At 62.1% G+C, this 16,748-nt stretch carries 16 protein-coding genes and 1 pseudogene; 6 read left to right on the top strand and 11 right to left on the bottom strand.

Annotated features, from left to right (window positions below; translation table 11 throughout):
- The first annotated feature begins 6 nt into the window (after positions 1-6).
- Positions 7-5,532, top strand: coding sequence for an alpha/beta fold hydrolase (locus BM133_RS33460; RefSeq protein WP_093443719.1), 5,526 nt, complete (start codon positions 7-9; stop codon positions 5,530-5,532).
- 96 nt (positions 5,533-5,628) lie between these two features.
- Here BM133_RS33460 and BM133_RS33455 read toward each other — a convergent pair whose 3' ends face one another.
- Positions 5,629-6,033 (bottom strand): hypothetical protein, encoded by a 405-nt coding sequence (locus BM133_RS33455; protein ID WP_093443717.1) that lies wholly within the window; start codon positions 6,031-6,033, stop codon positions 5,629-5,631.
- 259 nt (positions 6,034-6,292) lie between these two features.
- Here BM133_RS33455 and BM133_RS33450 point away from each other — a divergent pair.
- Positions 6,293-7,143 (top strand): annotated as a pseudogene (locus tag BM133_RS33450) (aldo/keto reductase family oxidoreductase).
- Between the two features lie 86 nt (positions 7,144-7,229).
- Here the strand turns inward: BM133_RS33450 and BM133_RS33445 are convergent.
- Complete coding sequence (locus BM133_RS33445) at positions 7,230-8,216, bottom strand: JmjC domain-containing protein (protein WP_143100292.1); 987 nt, start codon at positions 8,214-8,216, stop codon at positions 7,230-7,232.
- A 115-nt stretch (positions 8,217-8,331) separates the two neighbouring features.
- On the opposite strand from BM133_RS33445, the gene BM133_RS35670 reads away from it, so the two are divergent.
- Positions 8,332-9,009, top strand: a complete 678-nt coding sequence (locus BM133_RS35670; RefSeq protein WP_371286382.1) for an acetoacetate decarboxylase family protein — start codon at positions 8,332-8,334, stop codon at positions 9,007-9,009.
- Positions 9,010-9,232: 223 nt separating this feature from the next.
- Here BM133_RS35670 and BM133_RS35855 read toward each other — a convergent pair whose 3' ends face one another.
- Genes BM133_RS35855 through BM133_RS33430 form a run of 3 tightly spaced genes read right to left on the bottom strand, consistent with a single transcriptional unit; the run spans position 9,233 to position 10,169 of the window.
- Complete coding sequence (locus BM133_RS35855; protein WP_371286384.1) at positions 9,233-9,466, bottom strand: hypothetical protein; 234 nt, start codon at positions 9,464-9,466, stop codon at positions 9,233-9,235.
- Positions 9,454-9,672, bottom strand: a complete 219-nt coding sequence (locus BM133_RS35015) for a hypothetical protein (RefSeq protein WP_143100291.1) — start codon at positions 9,670-9,672, stop codon at positions 9,454-9,456. The genes BM133_RS35855 and BM133_RS35015 overlap by 13 nt, the downstream gene beginning before the upstream one ends.
- Entirely contained in the window at positions 9,669-10,169 is a 501-nt protein-coding gene (locus BM133_RS33430) for a 3'-5' exonuclease (protein ID WP_371286381.1), read from the bottom strand. The genes BM133_RS35015 and BM133_RS33430 overlap by 4 nt, the downstream gene beginning before the upstream one ends.
- A gap of 242 nt (positions 10,170-10,411) precedes the next feature.
- Between BM133_RS33430 and BM133_RS35390 the strand changes: the two genes are divergently transcribed.
- Positions 10,412-10,639 (top strand): hypothetical protein, encoded by a 228-nt coding sequence (locus BM133_RS35390; protein WP_143100290.1) that lies wholly within the window; start codon positions 10,412-10,414, stop codon positions 10,637-10,639.
- Positions 10,640-10,746: 107 nt separating this feature from the next.
- On the opposite strand, the gene BM133_RS33425 is transcribed toward BM133_RS35390, so the two are convergent.
- The 3 genes from BM133_RS33425 to BM133_RS33415 form a co-directional block, all read right to left on the bottom strand.
- Positions 10,747-11,274, bottom strand: a complete 528-nt coding sequence (locus BM133_RS33425; RefSeq protein WP_093443711.1) for a VOC family protein — start codon at positions 11,272-11,274, stop codon at positions 10,747-10,749.
- A 64-nt stretch (positions 11,275-11,338) separates the two neighbouring features.
- Positions 11,339-12,952 carry an AMP-binding protein gene (locus tag BM133_RS33420; RefSeq protein WP_093443709.1) on the bottom strand — a complete coding sequence of 538 codons (1,614 nt, stop codon included), beginning with the start codon at positions 12,950-12,952 and terminating at the stop codon, positions 11,339-11,341.
- 87 nt (positions 12,953-13,039) lie between these two features.
- Complete coding sequence (locus tag BM133_RS33415; protein WP_093443707.1) at positions 13,040-14,278, bottom strand: thiolase family protein; 1,239 nt, start codon at positions 14,276-14,278, stop codon at positions 13,040-13,042.
- Between the two features lie 363 nt (positions 14,279-14,641).
- On the opposite strand from BM133_RS33415, the gene BM133_RS33410 reads away from it, so the two are divergent.
- On the top strand, positions 14,642-15,355 hold the full coding sequence (locus tag BM133_RS33410) for a TetR/AcrR family transcriptional regulator (protein WP_093443705.1): 714 nt from the start codon (positions 14,642-14,644) through the stop codon (positions 15,353-15,355).
- A 201-nt stretch (positions 15,356-15,556) separates the two neighbouring features.
- Here BM133_RS33410 and BM133_RS33405 read toward each other — a convergent pair whose 3' ends face one another.
- The 3 genes from BM133_RS33405 to BM133_RS33395 are packed head-to-tail and all read right to left on the bottom strand — an operon-like array spanning position 15,557 to position 16,475.
- Complete coding sequence (locus tag BM133_RS33405) at positions 15,557-16,015, bottom strand: Bug family tripartite tricarboxylate transporter substrate binding protein (RefSeq protein ID WP_177225030.1); 459 nt, start codon at positions 16,013-16,015, stop codon at positions 15,557-15,559.
- A gap of 14 nt (positions 16,016-16,029) precedes the next feature.
- Complete coding sequence (locus BM133_RS35850; RefSeq protein ID WP_371286383.1) at positions 16,030-16,134, bottom strand: tripartite tricarboxylate transporter substrate-binding protein; 105 nt, start codon at positions 16,132-16,134, stop codon at positions 16,030-16,032.
- 32 nt (positions 16,135-16,166) lie between these two features.
- Positions 16,167-16,475 carry a hypothetical protein gene (locus BM133_RS33395; protein ID WP_093443701.1) on the bottom strand — a complete coding sequence of 103 codons (309 nt, stop codon included), beginning with the start codon at positions 16,473-16,475 and terminating at the stop codon, positions 16,167-16,169.
- A gap of 14 nt (positions 16,476-16,489) precedes the next feature.
- Here BM133_RS33395 and BM133_RS33390 point away from each other — a divergent pair, with 14 nt between their 5' ends.
- The gene (locus tag BM133_RS33390) at positions 16,490-16,669 is read left to right on the top strand and encodes a helix-turn-helix domain-containing protein (protein ID WP_093443699.1); all 180 of its coding nucleotides are present in this window, start codon (positions 16,490-16,492) and stop codon (positions 16,667-16,669) included.
- Positions 16,670-16,748: the final 79 nt, after the last annotated feature.

Raw genomic sequence — 16,748 nt, 5'->3', positions numbered from 1 at the left:
CGTGCGATGACCGTTCAAGCCCACGATCGTTGGTTGTCCTCCGGCGCCGAGGTGCTCATCGAGGAAATCGAACAGGACCCCACGGCCTTCCACTGCGACGTCCTGATCATTGGCAGCGGCTACGGGGGCGCAGTCGCCGCCGCCCGGCTGGCGGGCGCCACCTCCGAAGCCAGCGGCGAAGCGATCCGGGTCTATGTGCTGGAGCGCGGCAACGAGTACCTTCCGGGAGAGTTTCCGGGCACCTTCGCCGAAATGCCGGTCCACGTGCGCTTCTCCAAACAGGATGGAAGCCCCGCCCGCGGCCGCCCCACCGGCCTTTTCGACCTGCGCCTGGGCAACGTCAACGTCGTGCTCGGCAACGGGCTCGGCGGCGGCTCGCTCATCAACGCGGCCGTCATGGAGGAGCCCTCGACGGACGCCTTCATGGACCCGCACTGGCCCAAGGATTTTCGGGTCGGCGCGCTCGAGGACGGGTACCGCGCCGCGAAGACGATGCTGGCACCCGAGCAGATGCCCGGCAGCGTCCCGAAACTCGATTCACTGCTGCGTGCCGGGCACCAGATGGTGGCCCACGAGCGCCGCAAGGCCTGGCTGGCCATCGACTTCGAAAGCCGCACTACGCCAGCGGGCGTCGACATGCATGCGTGCCTGAGGTGCGGGGATTGCGTGACAGGCTGCAATCACCGCGCGAAGAAGTCCCTGGACACCAACTACCTTGCCCTCGCACAGGCCAACGGAGCCCGCCTCTTCTGCGGTGCAACGGCGCACCGGCTCATGACGGTGCCGGACGGCTACGCAGTGGACTTCTTCCTCACCGACACGGCCAAGACACGCGCCGACCGCGACCGGCCCTACACCGTGCGTGCGCGCCAGGTCATCCTTGCCGCGGGCGCCCTGGGGTCCACCGAACTCCTGCTGCGTTCGCAATCGGCCGCGCTACCCATCCGCGCGGCCGGCCTGGGAACACGCTTTTCCACCAACGGCGACCTCATCGCCGTGGCGCACCGCCAGAACAAGCCCGCGCACGCGAGTGCGATGGAAAGCGAGCCCCCGAAAGATCGCGACGTCGGCCCCACCATCACCGGCCTGCTGCGCAAGGCGACGACCGGCCTGCCAATCGTCATCGAGGAATTCGGCATACCGGCGCCGCTGCGGCGACTTTTCGGGGAGGTCGTCACGACGATGGACGCCCTCCATTCGCTGCCGGAATTCGATGGAACGACCCACGACGAACATGCGGGCGGCATCGACCCAATGGCGGTGAACGGCCATGCGCTGGACCACACCTCGGTGTACGGGATGATGGGCGACGACGGCGCGCAAGGAAAGATCGCGCTGGCCGCGCACGACGACCTGCTCACCGACGGCCGAACGCGGATCGATTGGGGAAACGTCGCCCAGGCCGCCGTGTTCGAACAGCAGATGGCTGCCTTGCGGGAGGCGCATCGGGGATTGGGAGGCCTGGGCGGCAGAGTCCTGCCCAACCCGCTGTGGAAGCCGCTGCCAGAGCTTGGGGAACTGGGCGATCTGAGACTCGGGGCGACAACGGTGCATCCGCTGGGAGGCTGCCCAATGAGCGAGCCCGGAGGCGACGGTGTTGTCGATTCACACGGCCGGGTATATGCGGAGACCGGCAGCGCATCGACCTACCTGGACGGCTTGGCCGTGCTGGACGGCTCGATCGTTCCGACCTCATTGGGCATCAATCCCGCATTGACGATCGCAGCGCTTGCAGAGCGTGCCTTGCCGGTCCTCGCCAAGAGCTGGAAGCTGCGCATGCGCGGCAGCCCCACCCCGCAGCCCGTGCCACGGCCTGTGCGTCGGGACAGGTCGCAGGCGTCCCCTCCCAAACCGACCAGCGTGACCATTGTCGAGCGCCTGTGCGGCGACATCGTGATCGACAAGACCCCCTTCGCATTGGAGGCGGACGTGGCCTTCGCGCCCGCAGACATCCCAGACCTGCGGCATCTTCGAAGACGCCTCGTCCAGCCCTCGGTCGAGCTTCGGCTCACGACGGCAGACGGCAAGTCCACGACGGTGCGATGCGAAGGAACCGTGTCGCTGCTGCCGCGCGAGGCATCGCTACCGAGACAGCGCGTGCGGCGCGTGAAGGATCTGGTCCGTGACAAGGTCAAGGCCGCTCTCGATTTCGACCTGAACGAAACGATCTGCACCCGCACACTACTGCGGCGGCTCGCTTCGCATTTCGGGGAAGTCAGGTTGCTCCGCTACACCTGGACGGTCGTCGCGGCATCGCCGCAGGCACCGCTCCAACCAGGCCAGACGCTCGAGTTGACCAAGCGCCTTGAACTCATCGCCGGCGACCGCGGCAATCCATGGCGCCAGCTCAGCGAGGGCGAGCTTCATCTGCACAGTCGTGGCCCCCTGGGGCACATGGAGCACCTGGGACGCCTGCATGTGGACCTCGACTACTTCGTCGAGCAGATGAAGCCGTTGCTCACCATCTCAAAGCAACAGGATGCACCCAATGCCCTGGGCGACCTCGCCGAACTCGCCCTCTGGCTGCTGCGCGTGATCCTCCGGATCCATCTGGTGAACTTCCTCCCTCCGCCGCTGCCCGACCAGCCCAAATCGGACGGGCGCAAACCCGGAAAGGTCGGCGCGGTCATCCCCGATGTGAGCGACGTGCACGACGTCCCCAACCCGGCCCCGGCCCCGGCCGGCAGCGAACCTCCGGCTCACTGCCAGCTGGCGCACTACACACCCGAAATGCCGGAATCGCCCGATGCCGCCCTCAGGCCCGTGCTCCTGATCCACGGGTACGGCGCGAGCGGCTCGACGTTCGCCCATCCGAGCATCCCTCGCAATCTGGTGCAGACGCTGCTGGAGGCGCGCCGGCACGTGTGGGTGCTGGACCTGCGCACGAGCATCGGCCTGGAGCAGCGCAAGTACTGGTCCTTCGAGGAAGTCGCGAAACTGGACATTCCCGCGGCCATCGCGCAAGTCAGGCGGGATTCGAAAGACGCCCGCGTCGATGTCGTGGCGCATTGCATCGGATCCGCCATGTTCTGCGTCGAGAGCCTTCGCAACCGGACGCTGCACGAATCGATCGGCGCCGTGGTTCTGTCGCAGGTAGGACCCCTGCTGCGCGCAAGCCCGATGAACCGGTTCCGCGGCTACCTGGCCAGCTACCTGCAGCAGTTCATCGGCGTCGAGCAGTTCGACGTGGCCGCGGAGCGCTCGCCCGCAACCTTCCTGGTCGACGCCGCGCTGACGACTTTTCCGTACCCCGATGGCGATGGCGACGCGCACGCGAACCCCACCGTCGATGCATCGGAATTCGCTGCCGTGCGCCACCGCGCCGACGGCATCTTCGGCCAGACGATGCGCCTGAAGAACATCGGACCCAAGACGCTGCGATCACTGGCAGACATCTACGGATGGGTCACGGCCAAGGGACTCGCGCAGGTGAGTCACTTCGCCCGCGAGCAGCTGCTCACCGACGCCGAGGGCATGAACACGGTGGTCACGCAAGAGTCCCTGGCCAGGCAGTTCGCATTCCCGGTGCTGCTCGTACATGGAAGGCAGAACGCCGTCTTCGACTGGAAAGGTGCCTGGGACAGCTTCGTCCTGCTGCGCGGAGTCTTCTCCAAGAAGAAGGACTGGCGCGAGCCACCGCCGACGACGCCTGGCGATCTGCTGCGATTCAGTACCAGCCGCCGCCAGCAGCTGATGGTGCTGGCCGAATACGGACACCAGGACTGCCTCATCGGCGAGAACGCAGGTCGCGACATCTTCCCTGGCATCGTCCGCTTCCTCGACGAGTTCAAGAACCTCGCCGCGCCCGTCACGCAGGACGAGCCGCCCGAGTACCGCGCCGAATGGCCATGGCGAGGACCGGTACTGGGCCGCGCGGACCGCAAGGGCACCGGTGCGGCCGCACGGCTGCGTTGCCGGATCGCCATCGCACCGCCGCCAGCGCGCGCGAACTCGCTGGCCGTCTTCTACGTGCCGGCCAAGCGGGGCGCGAGCGGCTGGACCTTCAGCTTCGACAAGATGGTGGGCGAGAGCACGACGAACGACAAACTCCGCGCCGAAGCGCTGCAGGTCCTGCTGCGGCCTGACCGGCTGGCCGACTACGACGGTTTCGCTGTCGTGACGCTGCACAACGACTTGCCGGACCAACGAAGCATCGATGTTGCGATGTGGAAGATCGTCGACGGCCTCTTCGACCTGCCCGCCATGGGACCCGACGACCCCGAGATCGAGCGGAGGGTCCGGGAACGCCTGACCGTACGGCCGGACCCGGTGCAAGGCAGCCTCGACGCCAGGAACATCGACGCCGCCGTAGTACGGCTCGACCCGGCATGGATCGGCGCGGCCATGTTGCCTTTCGATCAGGCCATGGTGCTGAATTTCGCGATCGCCAGTTGCCAGTATCCGCCGGGCCTGCTGGACAGCGACCCAGCGCAGGCGTCGTGCAAACGCCTGGTCGATCACATCGATGCGGCAGCCCCGGACCGACGCCCGCAACTGCTCCTGCTCGTGGGCGACCAGGTCTATGTCGACGAGCGAGCCGGGCTCTACCAAGCCGGCGTGGATGATGTGAACCGGGCGTACGTGCAAGGCTTCGGGCTCCAGGCCTGGCGCGCCCTGACCCGCCGGCTCCCGACCTATCCCATGCTGGACGATCACGAGGTCGAGGACGGTTGGGAGCCTCGCCCGACGACGACGGACCTGGAGCGGGAAGCTCTTCACGCATACCGCAGCAACCAGCACACATGGCAAGGCGCGGGCCTCGCGAACGGGTCACTGAGTTACGGCCTGGCCGCGGGCGGCTTTCCATTCCTCATGCTGGACACCCGAAGCCTTCGGCAGCCGAGGACGTTGCGTGCCAGTGCAAAGGCCAAGCCCGTCGCCGAGGCACTCATCAACAAGGCATTCGACGCCGTGGAATTGAAGACCCTGCTGGCCAATGTGCCAGGCGACCAGCCCTTATTCATCGTCTCCTCGGTGGCCATGCTGCCGCTTCAGCGACGTGCCGTGTTCGGCGCCACGGCCGAATGCGTGGAGCTCGACGACTGGAACGGATATCCGCGGTCGCAGTTCGACCTCCTCGAGCTGCTGCGCGATGCGCCCACACGTCAGGTCATCCTGCTTTCCGGCGATCGCCACATGTCGAGCGTCTCCAGCTTGTCGATGCAAGGAGCGCATGGCACGGTCGAGGTGATCTCGATCGTTTCTTCGGGTCTGTACGCCCCCTGGCCCTTCGCCAATGCCGTGCCCGAGGATTTCTGGCTTGACGGTCCGGTAACCTTGCGATTGGGACAGCGGCAGATCGACGGCCATGTGACCACCATCGCCAAAGGCACCACAGATGGCTTCGCCACCGTCCGCATGGCGAAAGAAGACGACGCGTCCAACGACTGGACGCTGGAAGTAGCTCTGGACCTTGCCGAAGGCCGCACCATCTGCAAGCGTCAACTCGGCATCGACGGCCAACACGCTTCCTGGGAAATCTTTCCAATGACCGCTGCAGACCAGGTCGGCCGTCTACTTCGAACCCGTTGAGGCCTGAACCGGCGCGGCAGAATGCGGCCCAGAAGCGGCCGTCTGTGGGGCTCGGCTCATCTACGGTAATCGACGGCTGCGAGCGGTGTTTTAGCGTCAGCCCCCGATGCCGGATGGCCAATCCTGGTAGTAGTTACAGCTCGTGGGGAGCGGGTGTCCATCCATGATGTGCGCTGCCCACGCGAACAAATTCAACATGTACCCGGCGTGCGTCGGCGTCAGGCCGCAGGACTCGGCGACTTCTGGCAATCGTGCGCGACAGACATCAAGGTGGCGTCGTACGCCCTCCGATCCACCGAGATAGGCATTGAACTCGTCGAGATCAATACCCAAACCGGAGACTCCGTAGGTGCCTGCCACGCCCGGTGCATCTGTATAGACGGCCATGACATCGTGGCCTTCAAGAGTAGCGACCGTCGTAAGCACTCTGCAAAAGGCGTCTTTCATCCCATTGCTGATCCAAAGGTCCTTGTTGTTGTTGATCCAGATGGGGGCACCCATGGTCTTGTCTTTGATTACGACTTTGAGAGGCGTTGAGGTTGTCAGGTTTCAACGATGCTGGGTGTTCTTGGCGGTGGCTACCTAAGCTGAATTCAACGGCAGCTTTGGAGAACATGCTACTTCCGCTTCGGGCCGAGGCTGTGTAGAAACGTGCGACGCCGTCATGCGAGCAACGACGTGCTGTGATGCCTTCACCCACCCTTTCATCTCTACAGCACACGAGGAAAAGCATCATGCCCGGCAACCAGATCGACAGCACATTCACCCTCGGCGACCGCGCCGCCAACGGCTCGGCTACGGCGCCATGCAGCTCGCCGGCCCCGGCGTGCTCGGCCCGCCCAGGGACCGGAATGCGGCAGTGGCCGTGTTGCGCGAGGCACTCGCCGGCGGGGTAAATCACATCGACACCAGCGACTTCTACGGCCCGCACATCACCAACCAGATCATCCGCGAGGCACTCGCGCCCTATGCAAAGGACCTCGTCATCGTCACCAAGATCGGGGCGAAGCGCTCCGACACTGGCGGCTGGCTGCCGGCGTTCTCTGCCGCCGAGCTCACGCAGGCGGTGCACGACAACCTGCGCAACCTTGGACTGAATGTGTTGGAGGTGGTGAACCTGCGGATCATGTTCGACGCGCACGGTCCAGCCGAGGGATCGATCGAAGCACTGCTCACCGCGCTGGCCGATCTTCAACGCCAGGGCCTGGTGCGCCACATTGGGCTTAGCAACGTCACGTCTGCACAGGTCGCGCAGGGACGCGAGATCTGCCGCATTGCCTGCGTGCAGAACCAGTACAACCTCGTGCATCGCAACGACGACGCGCTGATCGACGATCTGGCGAAAGATGGAATTGCGTATGTTCCATTCTTCCCGCTCGGCGGATTCACTCCGCTTCAGTCCTCCGCACTGTCCGACATCGCCCAGCGCCTTGGCACTACCCCAATGCAGGTGGCGCTGGCCTGGCCCTGCGCAGATCATCCAACATCCTGCTCATCCCGGGGACCTCGTCGGTCGGGCATCTGTGTGAGAACCTGGCTGCCCAGATGCTGGAGTTGCCCACGGATGCAATGGAGGAGCTCGACCGCGTGTCCGCGCCCCTGGTCGGATAGTGGCGTTTGCTGCACGCACAAGAACACGCCTACTCGGCCGATATTCGCGAGCCGGCTGCGGGAAGCGGCTCCGTTGCCTTCTTGGATCAGTAGGAGCCGGGCGGCTCCGACTTGCGGAAGAGCTTGTAGCGTGTAGCGCCGAGCACATGCCCCAGCGGCGCCTTCAAACTGTCCCGCAAGACCGAGCTACCAGGTTCGGCTGGCGAGAGCTTCAGTGTCCTGCGCAGGAACCTGTTGAAGTGGTGTACTTGGGCGTGGCGCCTGGTGACCGACGTGAAGAACGTGACCCCGAGAGAAACCGAGACGCCGTCATCAGACTTGACCCAGTCCGGGTCGGACCGCGTCATGTGCGGCGAAGTGCTCGGAAAGTAGATGCCGTCGCCCGGCGCCGTTTCGAAGTCATGACTGCGTTCGCGGTGCTCGTCTTTAAGGCGCACCCCTTCGAGCGTCTGGCCGACGATGAAGTCTTCGATGGCCGAGGCGCCCACGACCGAACGATCGGTGCGATCCCACACGCTCATGGTTTTGCGGCCATGCAATTGCAGCCAGAAGTTGTTTTCACGATCGATGTGAAATGGCGTGACCGAGGGCGGCGCCGACAAGAAGATGAAACCGGTGACCAGGAAGATGCCCGGCTGCTCGCGCTCGATGTTCGGCCGCACGGTGTTGATGATCTGTTCCAGCAACGCAGCGTAGACCGGATGCGCCTCGATGTTGTAGAGCGCCACCCACGACTTCGGCTCATGGATGCGTTCGAACACCTCGTCGATGCTCTTGCCCTGGGGATCCCTTGGGTCATGCTCGAAGCTCGACGCCTGCGTGATACCCGGCCGTACGAAGCGGCACTGGTTTCGAGGCGCGAGGTATTTGGCCAAATCCGCAAGCGCCGACAACTGCAGCAGCGGATGCTCGTGGAAGTCATGCTTCAGCTGCCCGATGCGATCGATGCTGAATTTGGCTGGGTCGGCAGGCCTGACGTGATAGTCGGTGCGCAGATCGCGTGGATTGGCTTGCCGTATCCGGCCGAGCTCAATGACCTGGGCAGACCGCGAGTCCAGTAGTTGGGAAAACATTCTTCTCTCTCCATTTTCTCTGACCGAGGAAGAAGGTTAGGCTTAATACAAAAGTACGGCGATACCCTACGCCGGCGGTTACTTTGCAACAGATGCAACGCATTGAAAGGGGCCAATGCGCGGAAGCGCCGTCAACTCGTCATTGAGGCGAGAGATGCCGTTGGTGAAAAGAAAGCACATGAGTTCCGGGGTGCGAATGCTCTGGGCACCCACATGCATGATTGCCGGCCTCGCCCTGTTTGCCGACAGGCTGATTGCGAGCACCTTCCACGGTCGCACCACACACACACAAGACACGCTACGGCCCCTCTCGTCCCCGGAGGCCACCGGCTCGCTCTTACAAGGCGTCGCTTGGATCCTGCCGGGCAGCCAGCCAGTCGAGCACGCCGATAGCCAAGCGCGCTTTGAGGTTCTCACCACCGACGGCCACGAATTGCTGGATCCGGTACTGGCGCAGTACCGTGAAACCATCGTGGTGCTCGAGATCGAACGCCCGGACGGAAGTCGCTGCATGTATTGCCCTGCCATCTGGGTGGATCAGGACATTTCCTTGCTGCGTGGCCTTTTACAGGGTTGGCCCAAGAAGATGAGTAGCACCTGGCTCACGCGAAGCCTGCCGCTCGAGCACCCTGCGGCCGCTCCGATGATTCCAGGCAGCCAACTAGGCGCAAGTCTGGCAGTGTTAAGCGGGCGACCCATCGCAAGCACAGCGAACAGTTCGAGGCCGAGGTCCTGCAGGCGTGCCGGCGACCTAGTGCGTCTTACGCGGCAATCGCGAGGCTGTTCAACCTGAATGCGAACGTGGTGCGCAGCATCTTGGTCACGCCATCGTCACCAATGCGGCCATCACATCGGCAACATTTTCAGGCACTAGCTCGGGACCAAAGCCACTGGATTCTCTTTCCAAGAGCGTTCAAAGTCCTTGGCTTTCCTGCTTCAACAAAGTCTTTGTGCATCTCGGCAAAAATCTGATCGACCGACTTCGACTTCTCGGAACCTGGCCAAGAGGTGTGGATTCAGTTGCCTCGCCGCCAGAGGACGCAACGCAGTCGGGGTTTGCAACGAAGGCGCCTGTCGAAGTGGCATCGATTAGCTTGTATTGGCACTGGCCTCAAGACTTCCACACACTCGACCTGTCGCCCCTTCGATCGAGCGTGAACGATCGCAGGGGCGTAGTCTCCATCGGCCGCGGCGATCAAAAAGCGTGCCCCTCGCTCATGCCGGCCGACCAGTTGGCCTAAATAGAGCACCAAGTGGAAATCAAGCGAGCTCTTGCCGGGCTTGGAAATGTCAACGAGAGAAACTCAGTCGCCCAGTTCCATGTATTCGCGAGCAGACCAATCTCCTGTTCACCGTAGAAGATCCAGGCCTCGCCGTTCTCCCCAATCCGTGACGAGACGTATTCCGGCGCGGGTTGCCGGCTCTGTAGATCGATCAGCAGGTAGGTCTTGGTCACTGCTGAATGACGTTGGCGATCATGAGCCGCGACGCCGCGCGCGTGGCACTGACATAGAACAATCGCATCTCTTCCAGCGCATCGTGTTCCTTCGCGGCCACCTTGTAGCCCATCACAGTCTGGCTCGCCCCCATGACCGCGACCACCGAAAGCTCCAGCCCCTTGCTTGCGTGAAGAGTCATCACCTTGATGGTGTCCGCGGCGAGGTCGAAGTCGTGCGCGTCCTTGCGCACCTTGTGCGGCAAGCGACGACGTTCCAAAGCTCTGGCGCATTCATCCATCAGCGCCCAACTCCGGCATAGCACCGCCATGTCGCCCCAGGCGTGCCCTTCGTTGTGTGCGCTGGCCATGAGTTCCGCGATCCAGTCGGCCTGCGCCCGCGTGCTCGGCAGGTCGATCACAATCGGCTCCCGCCCCTCCCGGCCGCAGTTCATTGGCTGCACGAGCGGAACCCCGTAGTCGTCTTTTTCCTGGGGCTGCAGAAGCTCGGTCGCCATCGCACTCGCCGTCTAGATGATCTGCCGGGTGTTGCGCTAGTTGATCTTAAGGATCGTCGTGCGGCCCTGGGCCTGCACCCCAACGCTCTTGAAGCTGAAGGGCTTGCCACGCCGCTTGTCGTAGATGCTCTGCGCGTCGTCGTATAGCAGCAGCAAGCTGTTGGTCGCGGGGTCGACCATCTGGATGACCAGCTTGGGCCACTCGGGCTCAAAGTCGTGGCCTTCGCCTCCCTAACCTGCTCATGACAACTGGCATCAGCCTGTATCACGATTGCTTCGCCACCAGCGTCTCCATTCTTTCCAACAGTTGCCCTGGCTGCGTCCAATCGAACATCAACCACGCCGAGCTTCGCGCCCTCTCGAGCGAATGCAAGGGCGACTGCCTCGCCATTGCTTGGAAGATCTGGCCCAACGGAGCTTGCGCCGCCCATCAACAGGCACACCTTGCTTTCGAGTCTTCTCATTGTTGATGCCGTCCTGCTAATACTGGAAAAAAGATGCGCAGGTAGATTGCCTGCATGAAGCGGGTTCCTGAGATGCGACGGGATTCCGCCATGGCGTCCGAGGCGTTTTGCGTTCAGAGCTTGCGGATTGGATCCTTCCCGTCCCAGGTTGTCGCAGCAGCACGAATCTGATCGAAGAACATTGCCTTCATGCCCGAGATCTCCGACACCTCGTACATCGCGCTGCGCAGTTCAGGGTGAACAAAGTACGCGTACGGGCCACTCTTTGCTCCCATTCGCCCTGCGTGTCCTTCGACGAAGCCCCGATCGAGGAAATGCTTGCAAATCGCCTGAAAATGATCAGCGGTCCAGTAGGCCACGTGCTGCGCGCATTCCCCGTTTCGCTCGAGCGAATCCCTATAGAGCGACGGAGCGTCGTTGCGCTGCTGAATCAACTCGATCTGAACATCACCCGAGTTGGCCAGCGCGATGCTGAGCTTCGGAATGGAAGACGCATTGCCGTAGTAAGTGTATTCAGTGGACTTGACGTCCTCGACATAAAACCAGGGTCCGACACCTATATTAATCCAGTGCTGCATCGCCTTTTCGATGTCGTGCACCACGTAACCGACCTGCCTGACAGTGCCTAATAACTTGCTCATATAAAAACCTTGTTTGAATAATTTTGGGCACCGGGGGTCAGCCGCTCTCGCGTGCCGCGCTGAATCAGATTGCTGCTACCTGTCGGAACACGTTTGACGCGCTCACATCGAAGGATTGGGCGAGGAGCCGCTCAATCGGCTTCTCCGATGCTGTTTTGGGGATCTCGTCCACGACCTGCAGATAGCTTGGAATGCTATTGCGCTCGAGCCGCGAGGCACACCAATCAAAAATCTCTTCGGCTCGCCAGGTACAACCGGGTCGCGGCACGATTGCCGCCACGAGGTCTTTTTCCCCTGGTGTGCTGTTTGCGCTCAATACTCCGTAGACGAACACGTCGGTGACGTCGGCGTGCTCTGCGATTTCCTTTTCCACGAACCCTGGCGCTATGAATTCGCCGTTACGGCGAAGTTCGCCACCTTTGCGGTGCATGAAGAAGTACCAGCCCTCTTCGTCGCGGTAGCCAATGTCACCGGAGCGCAGAAGTCCTCCACGGGTCTTTTCCTCCGACGCTTTTTCGTTGCCCAGATACGTCACGGAGAGACTATCTCCATCCGCCGTCTCGAAGACAATCTCTCCCGGTTCATTTGGAGGGCACTCTTTGTCGTCCTCATCAAAGATATGGGCGATGAGACCGGGAATAGCTTTGCCAATGCTGCCTATCGGTCCCACGCCTGGAGGCTTGATGATGCAACCGCCTTCGGCAGTTCCGTAAATCTCAAGGATCTTCAGGCCGAACCGCTCTTCGAAGGGCCCCCACAAGGTCTTGCCGACGCCGGAGCCGATAACGATCCGAATGGGGTTATCAGCATCTCGCACGGATGGCATTTCGCTATAGATGGCGTTGAACATGCCACCCAGCAGATTCAACGTGGTACATCCGAAGTCTCGGACGATGGACCACAGCCGGCTCTTGCTGAAGGTTTGAGATATGACCGTCGGGATGCCGTTGTGCAGCGTGCCGCTCAGGGTGATGGCTTGCGCGTTCGAATGAGTCAGTGACAGGCCGGTGTACATGCGATCAGAGACGCTCCTGATGCCCATTGCGGGGGCCAGTTGTCCGATGGATGCGTACTTTCTGTACGACCCGACGATCGCTTTTGGATCGCCGGTCGTTCCCGAAGTGAAGACGAGCTGCATCGTGACATCGACGTCCTCGTTCGCGATCGCAATTTCCTCGCCTTGCGCAGTTAGGCATTCGTCCAGCCAGCGAGCGTTGGCCCCAGCCAAACTGGGGCGAGTCGCAACTTGCCCGACAACCCAGGTCCACTCCAATGACTTGAGCTGGGGACGGATTTCTTCAAAAGTGCCCAGCACGTACGCGCCGACGATGGCGCCCTTGCAGGCCACTGAGTCGAGCATGTATTGAAGCTTGTTGCCCTTCGTGCGCGGATCGATCGGGACAAGCACCGTACCGAGAATGGCGGAAGCGACCATTGCATCGACGAACTCGGCCTGGTTTTGCATCAAAAGTGCGAATCGATCGCCAGACTTCATCCCCTGCACCGCCATGGCGCGCGCAAGGCGCTGCCCATTCGACCAAAGGCTCTTGTAGCTGCGAGTCGTCGTCGCGTAGTCCCCGTCGGCAAGCAACGAGACAAAAGTAATAAGCGGTGCCCCGTCTGTCGAGGCGGCCCGGTCGCAGATCAGTCGGGCGAGATGCGGAAGCTCGATGGTCATGTTTCCCTAAAGTGGTGGAGTTGCGACGCCCCGCGGGCACCGATAGCGTGTGTGTGCCCTCGTGCAACCTGCTCAGTCCCGCGCCGCTCAGCGGCCGAGGATCGTGACGCAGGCCACGGCCTCCTCAAGGCCAATCAGACCGCCGCCGTTCTCGGAGAGCGCAATACGCGCGCCCTCGACCTGCCGTTTGCCCGCTTCACCACGCAATTGAGCCACCAGTTCGAAGACCTGACCAAGGCCGGTCGCACCGATCGGATGCCCCTTGGACTCAAGGCCGCCTGAGGGATTCACTGGGATGCGGCCACCGATGGCCGTGTCACCATGCTCGGCGATTCGCCCTCCATCGCCAAAGGCACAGAAGCCCAAGTTCTCCGTCTGCACAATTTCACCGAAAGCCGTGGCGTCGTGCACTTCCGCGACTGAAACATCCGACGGCGCGATGCCTGCGCGCTCGTAGGCCCGCCTAGCGGCAAGCGTTGTGCATGCGCCGGCGCGGTCGCTGTGGTCACGATCCGAACCGGTCTGGATAATCGAGGCAAGGATCCGGATCGCTCTGCTGCGGTTGATGCCAAGCTTCTTCAAGCCAGCTTCGTTGCACACCACGACCGCCGCAGCGCCGTCAGAAATCGGCGAACACATCGGCATCGTCAACGGATATGTGATGGGTGGAGCACCGAGCACTTGCTCGATCGTCATAGCTTCTCTGTACTGTGCGCGCTCGTTGTGCTGGGAGTGCACGTGGTTTTTGGCTGCGACCGCCGCAACCTGACGCTGTGTGGTCCCATACCGCTTCATGTGCTCGCGTGCGCTGGCACCGTAGATGTCCAGGAAGACGCTGTAGGGTTGCGAAGACGTACTGCCTTCGGGAATCTCCATCCCTTGGTCGAACTGGAGCAGGCGCTTCTTGCTTTCCTCCACCTCGGAGATGTCCCAACCGCTGTCAAAGACGGAGAGCATCCGTGCGCGATCCTTCGAGTACATCTTCTCGACGCCGATAGCGAGTGCCACGTCGCCTTGACCGGACTGCACGAAGGCAGCAGCGAGATTCAAGGCGGTGCTGCTGGTCGCGCAAGCGTTCTCAATATTCACGACCGGGATGCGTTCGATGCCCATTGCGCGCAAGGCAATTTGCCCGCGGATCATCTGCTGGCCCTCCATGTGGCCCTGCGTCACGTTCCCGAAAAACGCGCCTTCGACCGCTTCCTTTCCGATGCCCGCGTCGCTGAGCGCACCCTCTACTGCTTGGTGGGTCAGATCCTTGACGCTCAGACTCAGCAGTTTGCCAAAGGGCGTCATGCCGGCGCCGACGATGTACGTGTTTTCCATGTTTGAACTCGCTCTGCAGATGAAGCCAAAAGCAGAGAGACAGCCATGCCAGTGCGCGTCGTCTGCGACACGCACTGCCACTTGTAAACGGCGCCTTCTTCGCCCACCGGGCCGTCCAATGCTGTCTCCATCGATGTCTGCCGACGACCTCATTCGGTGTCGAACGCCTCGATCAATTAGATCGCTGTTTAGGTACCAAGTCAATCATTATGGTACCGCAATGAGCTTCAAACGGGAGACCAACTATCATCTTGATGACAGGGCGCGTGCGACGCAGCGGTGGGTGAGATCGCCTGCTTAGATGCGTCGCAAGCGCGGCACCGTCGCCCCGAATTGGTTAGGGCCCAGCACCCATCGGAAAACATGGCTAGAAGACGCACCGACGGCGAGTTCATGCAGGAACTGAGCGACCTGCTTCTGGAAGAGGGCATTGCCCAACTTGGTGTCGGGGAGATCGCGTCGCGCCTTCAATGTTCCAGACGGCGCCTTTACGACATCGCAGAGAGCAAGCAAGGGCTACTTTTCGCCGTGGCACGACGCCATTTCGAAGAAGGGTTGACCCGCGGCGAGCGCGCCGCAGCAGCGGAAGATGATCCGGCGCGCGTCATCGTCGCGCATGCGATGGCCGGCGTGGAAACAGCGGTCAAACTCAGCACCGCGTTTCTGCGCGATCTCGAAGCTACTGAAGAAGGCAGCGAACTGTTCGATGCCTATCAGCGCAAGAGGGCGGAAGGCGGAAGGGCAATCCTCGAGGCAGGAATCGAGAAAGGCTACTACAACGCACACAATGCCATGGTGGCCACTGAGATCGGCCTTGGGGCGGCGATGCGACTGCGCCGAGCAGAGTTTCTGGCCGAGGCTGGTCTGACTTTCGAGGAAGCGATGGCAGAGGCTTACGATCTCATGCACAACGGCTTACTTGTTCGCGCGCGCGAACCGCGCGCCAAGCAGGCTGCTCGCCCGAGCCAAGGCTCGAGCCCTAGCGAGCACGCTCCCTCAGCCAGCGAAAGCGCTCGGGGCAAGAAGCGACGGACGGCGCCAATGAAGCCTGTCAATCAGCTCAAGACCTCGACTTGAGCACGTTGGCTCTGACGCGCGCAATCCTTCGTCGACAAATAGCGCGCAATCTAAATCCTTCCTACCGCTTCTCAGTCGAGGCTGACCCCGGTTTCATGAATGATCTTGCCCACGCAGTGATCTCATTCGCGTAGTATTTCGCGTGCGCCTTGGGCGACATCACCGATTCAGGAACCACGCCCAGGCCCGCGAGCCGGGTCTTCACTTCCTGGGACCCCATCGCCTCGATGGACTGGCTTGCAAGACGTCCACGACGGCATCCGGGGTGCTGGGCGGCGCTAGCATGCCCATCCAGAACTGCCATTCCATGTTCACCTTGACGCCTTGCTCGGGGAGCGTGGGAATGTTTGGGACGGCCTCGACCCGCTTGGGATGAATGAGCGCAATCGACTTGAGCCGTCCACCTTGGGCAACGACCATGGGCACGGACGCAAAGATCAAATCCCCCTGGCTCGCAAGCACCGCCTGTGCGGCGAGCGTAGCGCCTGGATAGGGGACGTGCAGCCCGCTCTCGGCAGGCAGTCCGGTGGTCTTCATGAACATCACAGTAGCAAGATGCCCCGCACTTCCTGTGTCCCAGGAAACGTAGGTCAACCGGCGCTTCCGAGCCAACGCTGCGACCTCCGGCTCGGTGCTCGCCTCCAAGTCGGGGCGGGCCATCATGACGTGTGGAATCAAGCCTGAGAGCCGATGGAGCCCGACGCTCCGGGACGGTTCTCGATGACGATCGGTTGACCTAGCTTGTCTCCAATTTGCTGCGCGAGGACCCGCGCGACGATGTCCGTCGGCCTGGCTGGAGAGTACGGGACGATTAGCCTGAAACCACGAAGGCCTCGTCGACGACGCGCGAGACCTGCTCCCAGACACCCGGCACCTCAAGCTGGGGGAACTGTCCACGCAACTTGTTGCCCAGTCGCCCTTCGTTCTCGCGAACCGAACGGATTATTGTGTCCGGGTGCGCGTCGGGACCTTCGATGACCTCCTTCAATGCCTGTCGCGCCTGGTCGTGTGCGCGAAAGAACGCGGCCTGGCTGTGCATCTCCTTGCGAATGGTCCTGTCGATCACACCGCTCAGATATTCGACATGCGATGTGAGATCGATGAAACGCCAGGCCGGCATCGCCTCGTCGTAGGCTGCGAACTCGAAGTTGGAGGGGTGAGTCGGTCGCTGCGGTGGCGGCCGATTGCGGGTTTGCCGACCAGGCACACTTCACGCGCTGGTTTCGGAGAACCTTTGGATATACCCCAGGTGACTTGGTGCAGGCCTCGTTGCAACAGGCCACCACACTTCCTGCCCGGCGCAATCGAGCGTAGCCTCGCGCGGGCCGCAACGTGCCCATATTCGTTTTGGAACACAGCGAACATCAACGTGGCTCGCGCTTCCGCTGACGCA

This window comes from Variovorax sp. 770b2 (assembly GCF_900115685.1).
GTDB lineage: Bacteria > Pseudomonadota > Gammaproteobacteria > Burkholderiales > Burkholderiaceae_C > Variovorax.
The sequence above is the reverse complement of the archived record's forward strand: the minus strand, read 5'-3'. Positions and strand labels throughout refer to the sequence as shown.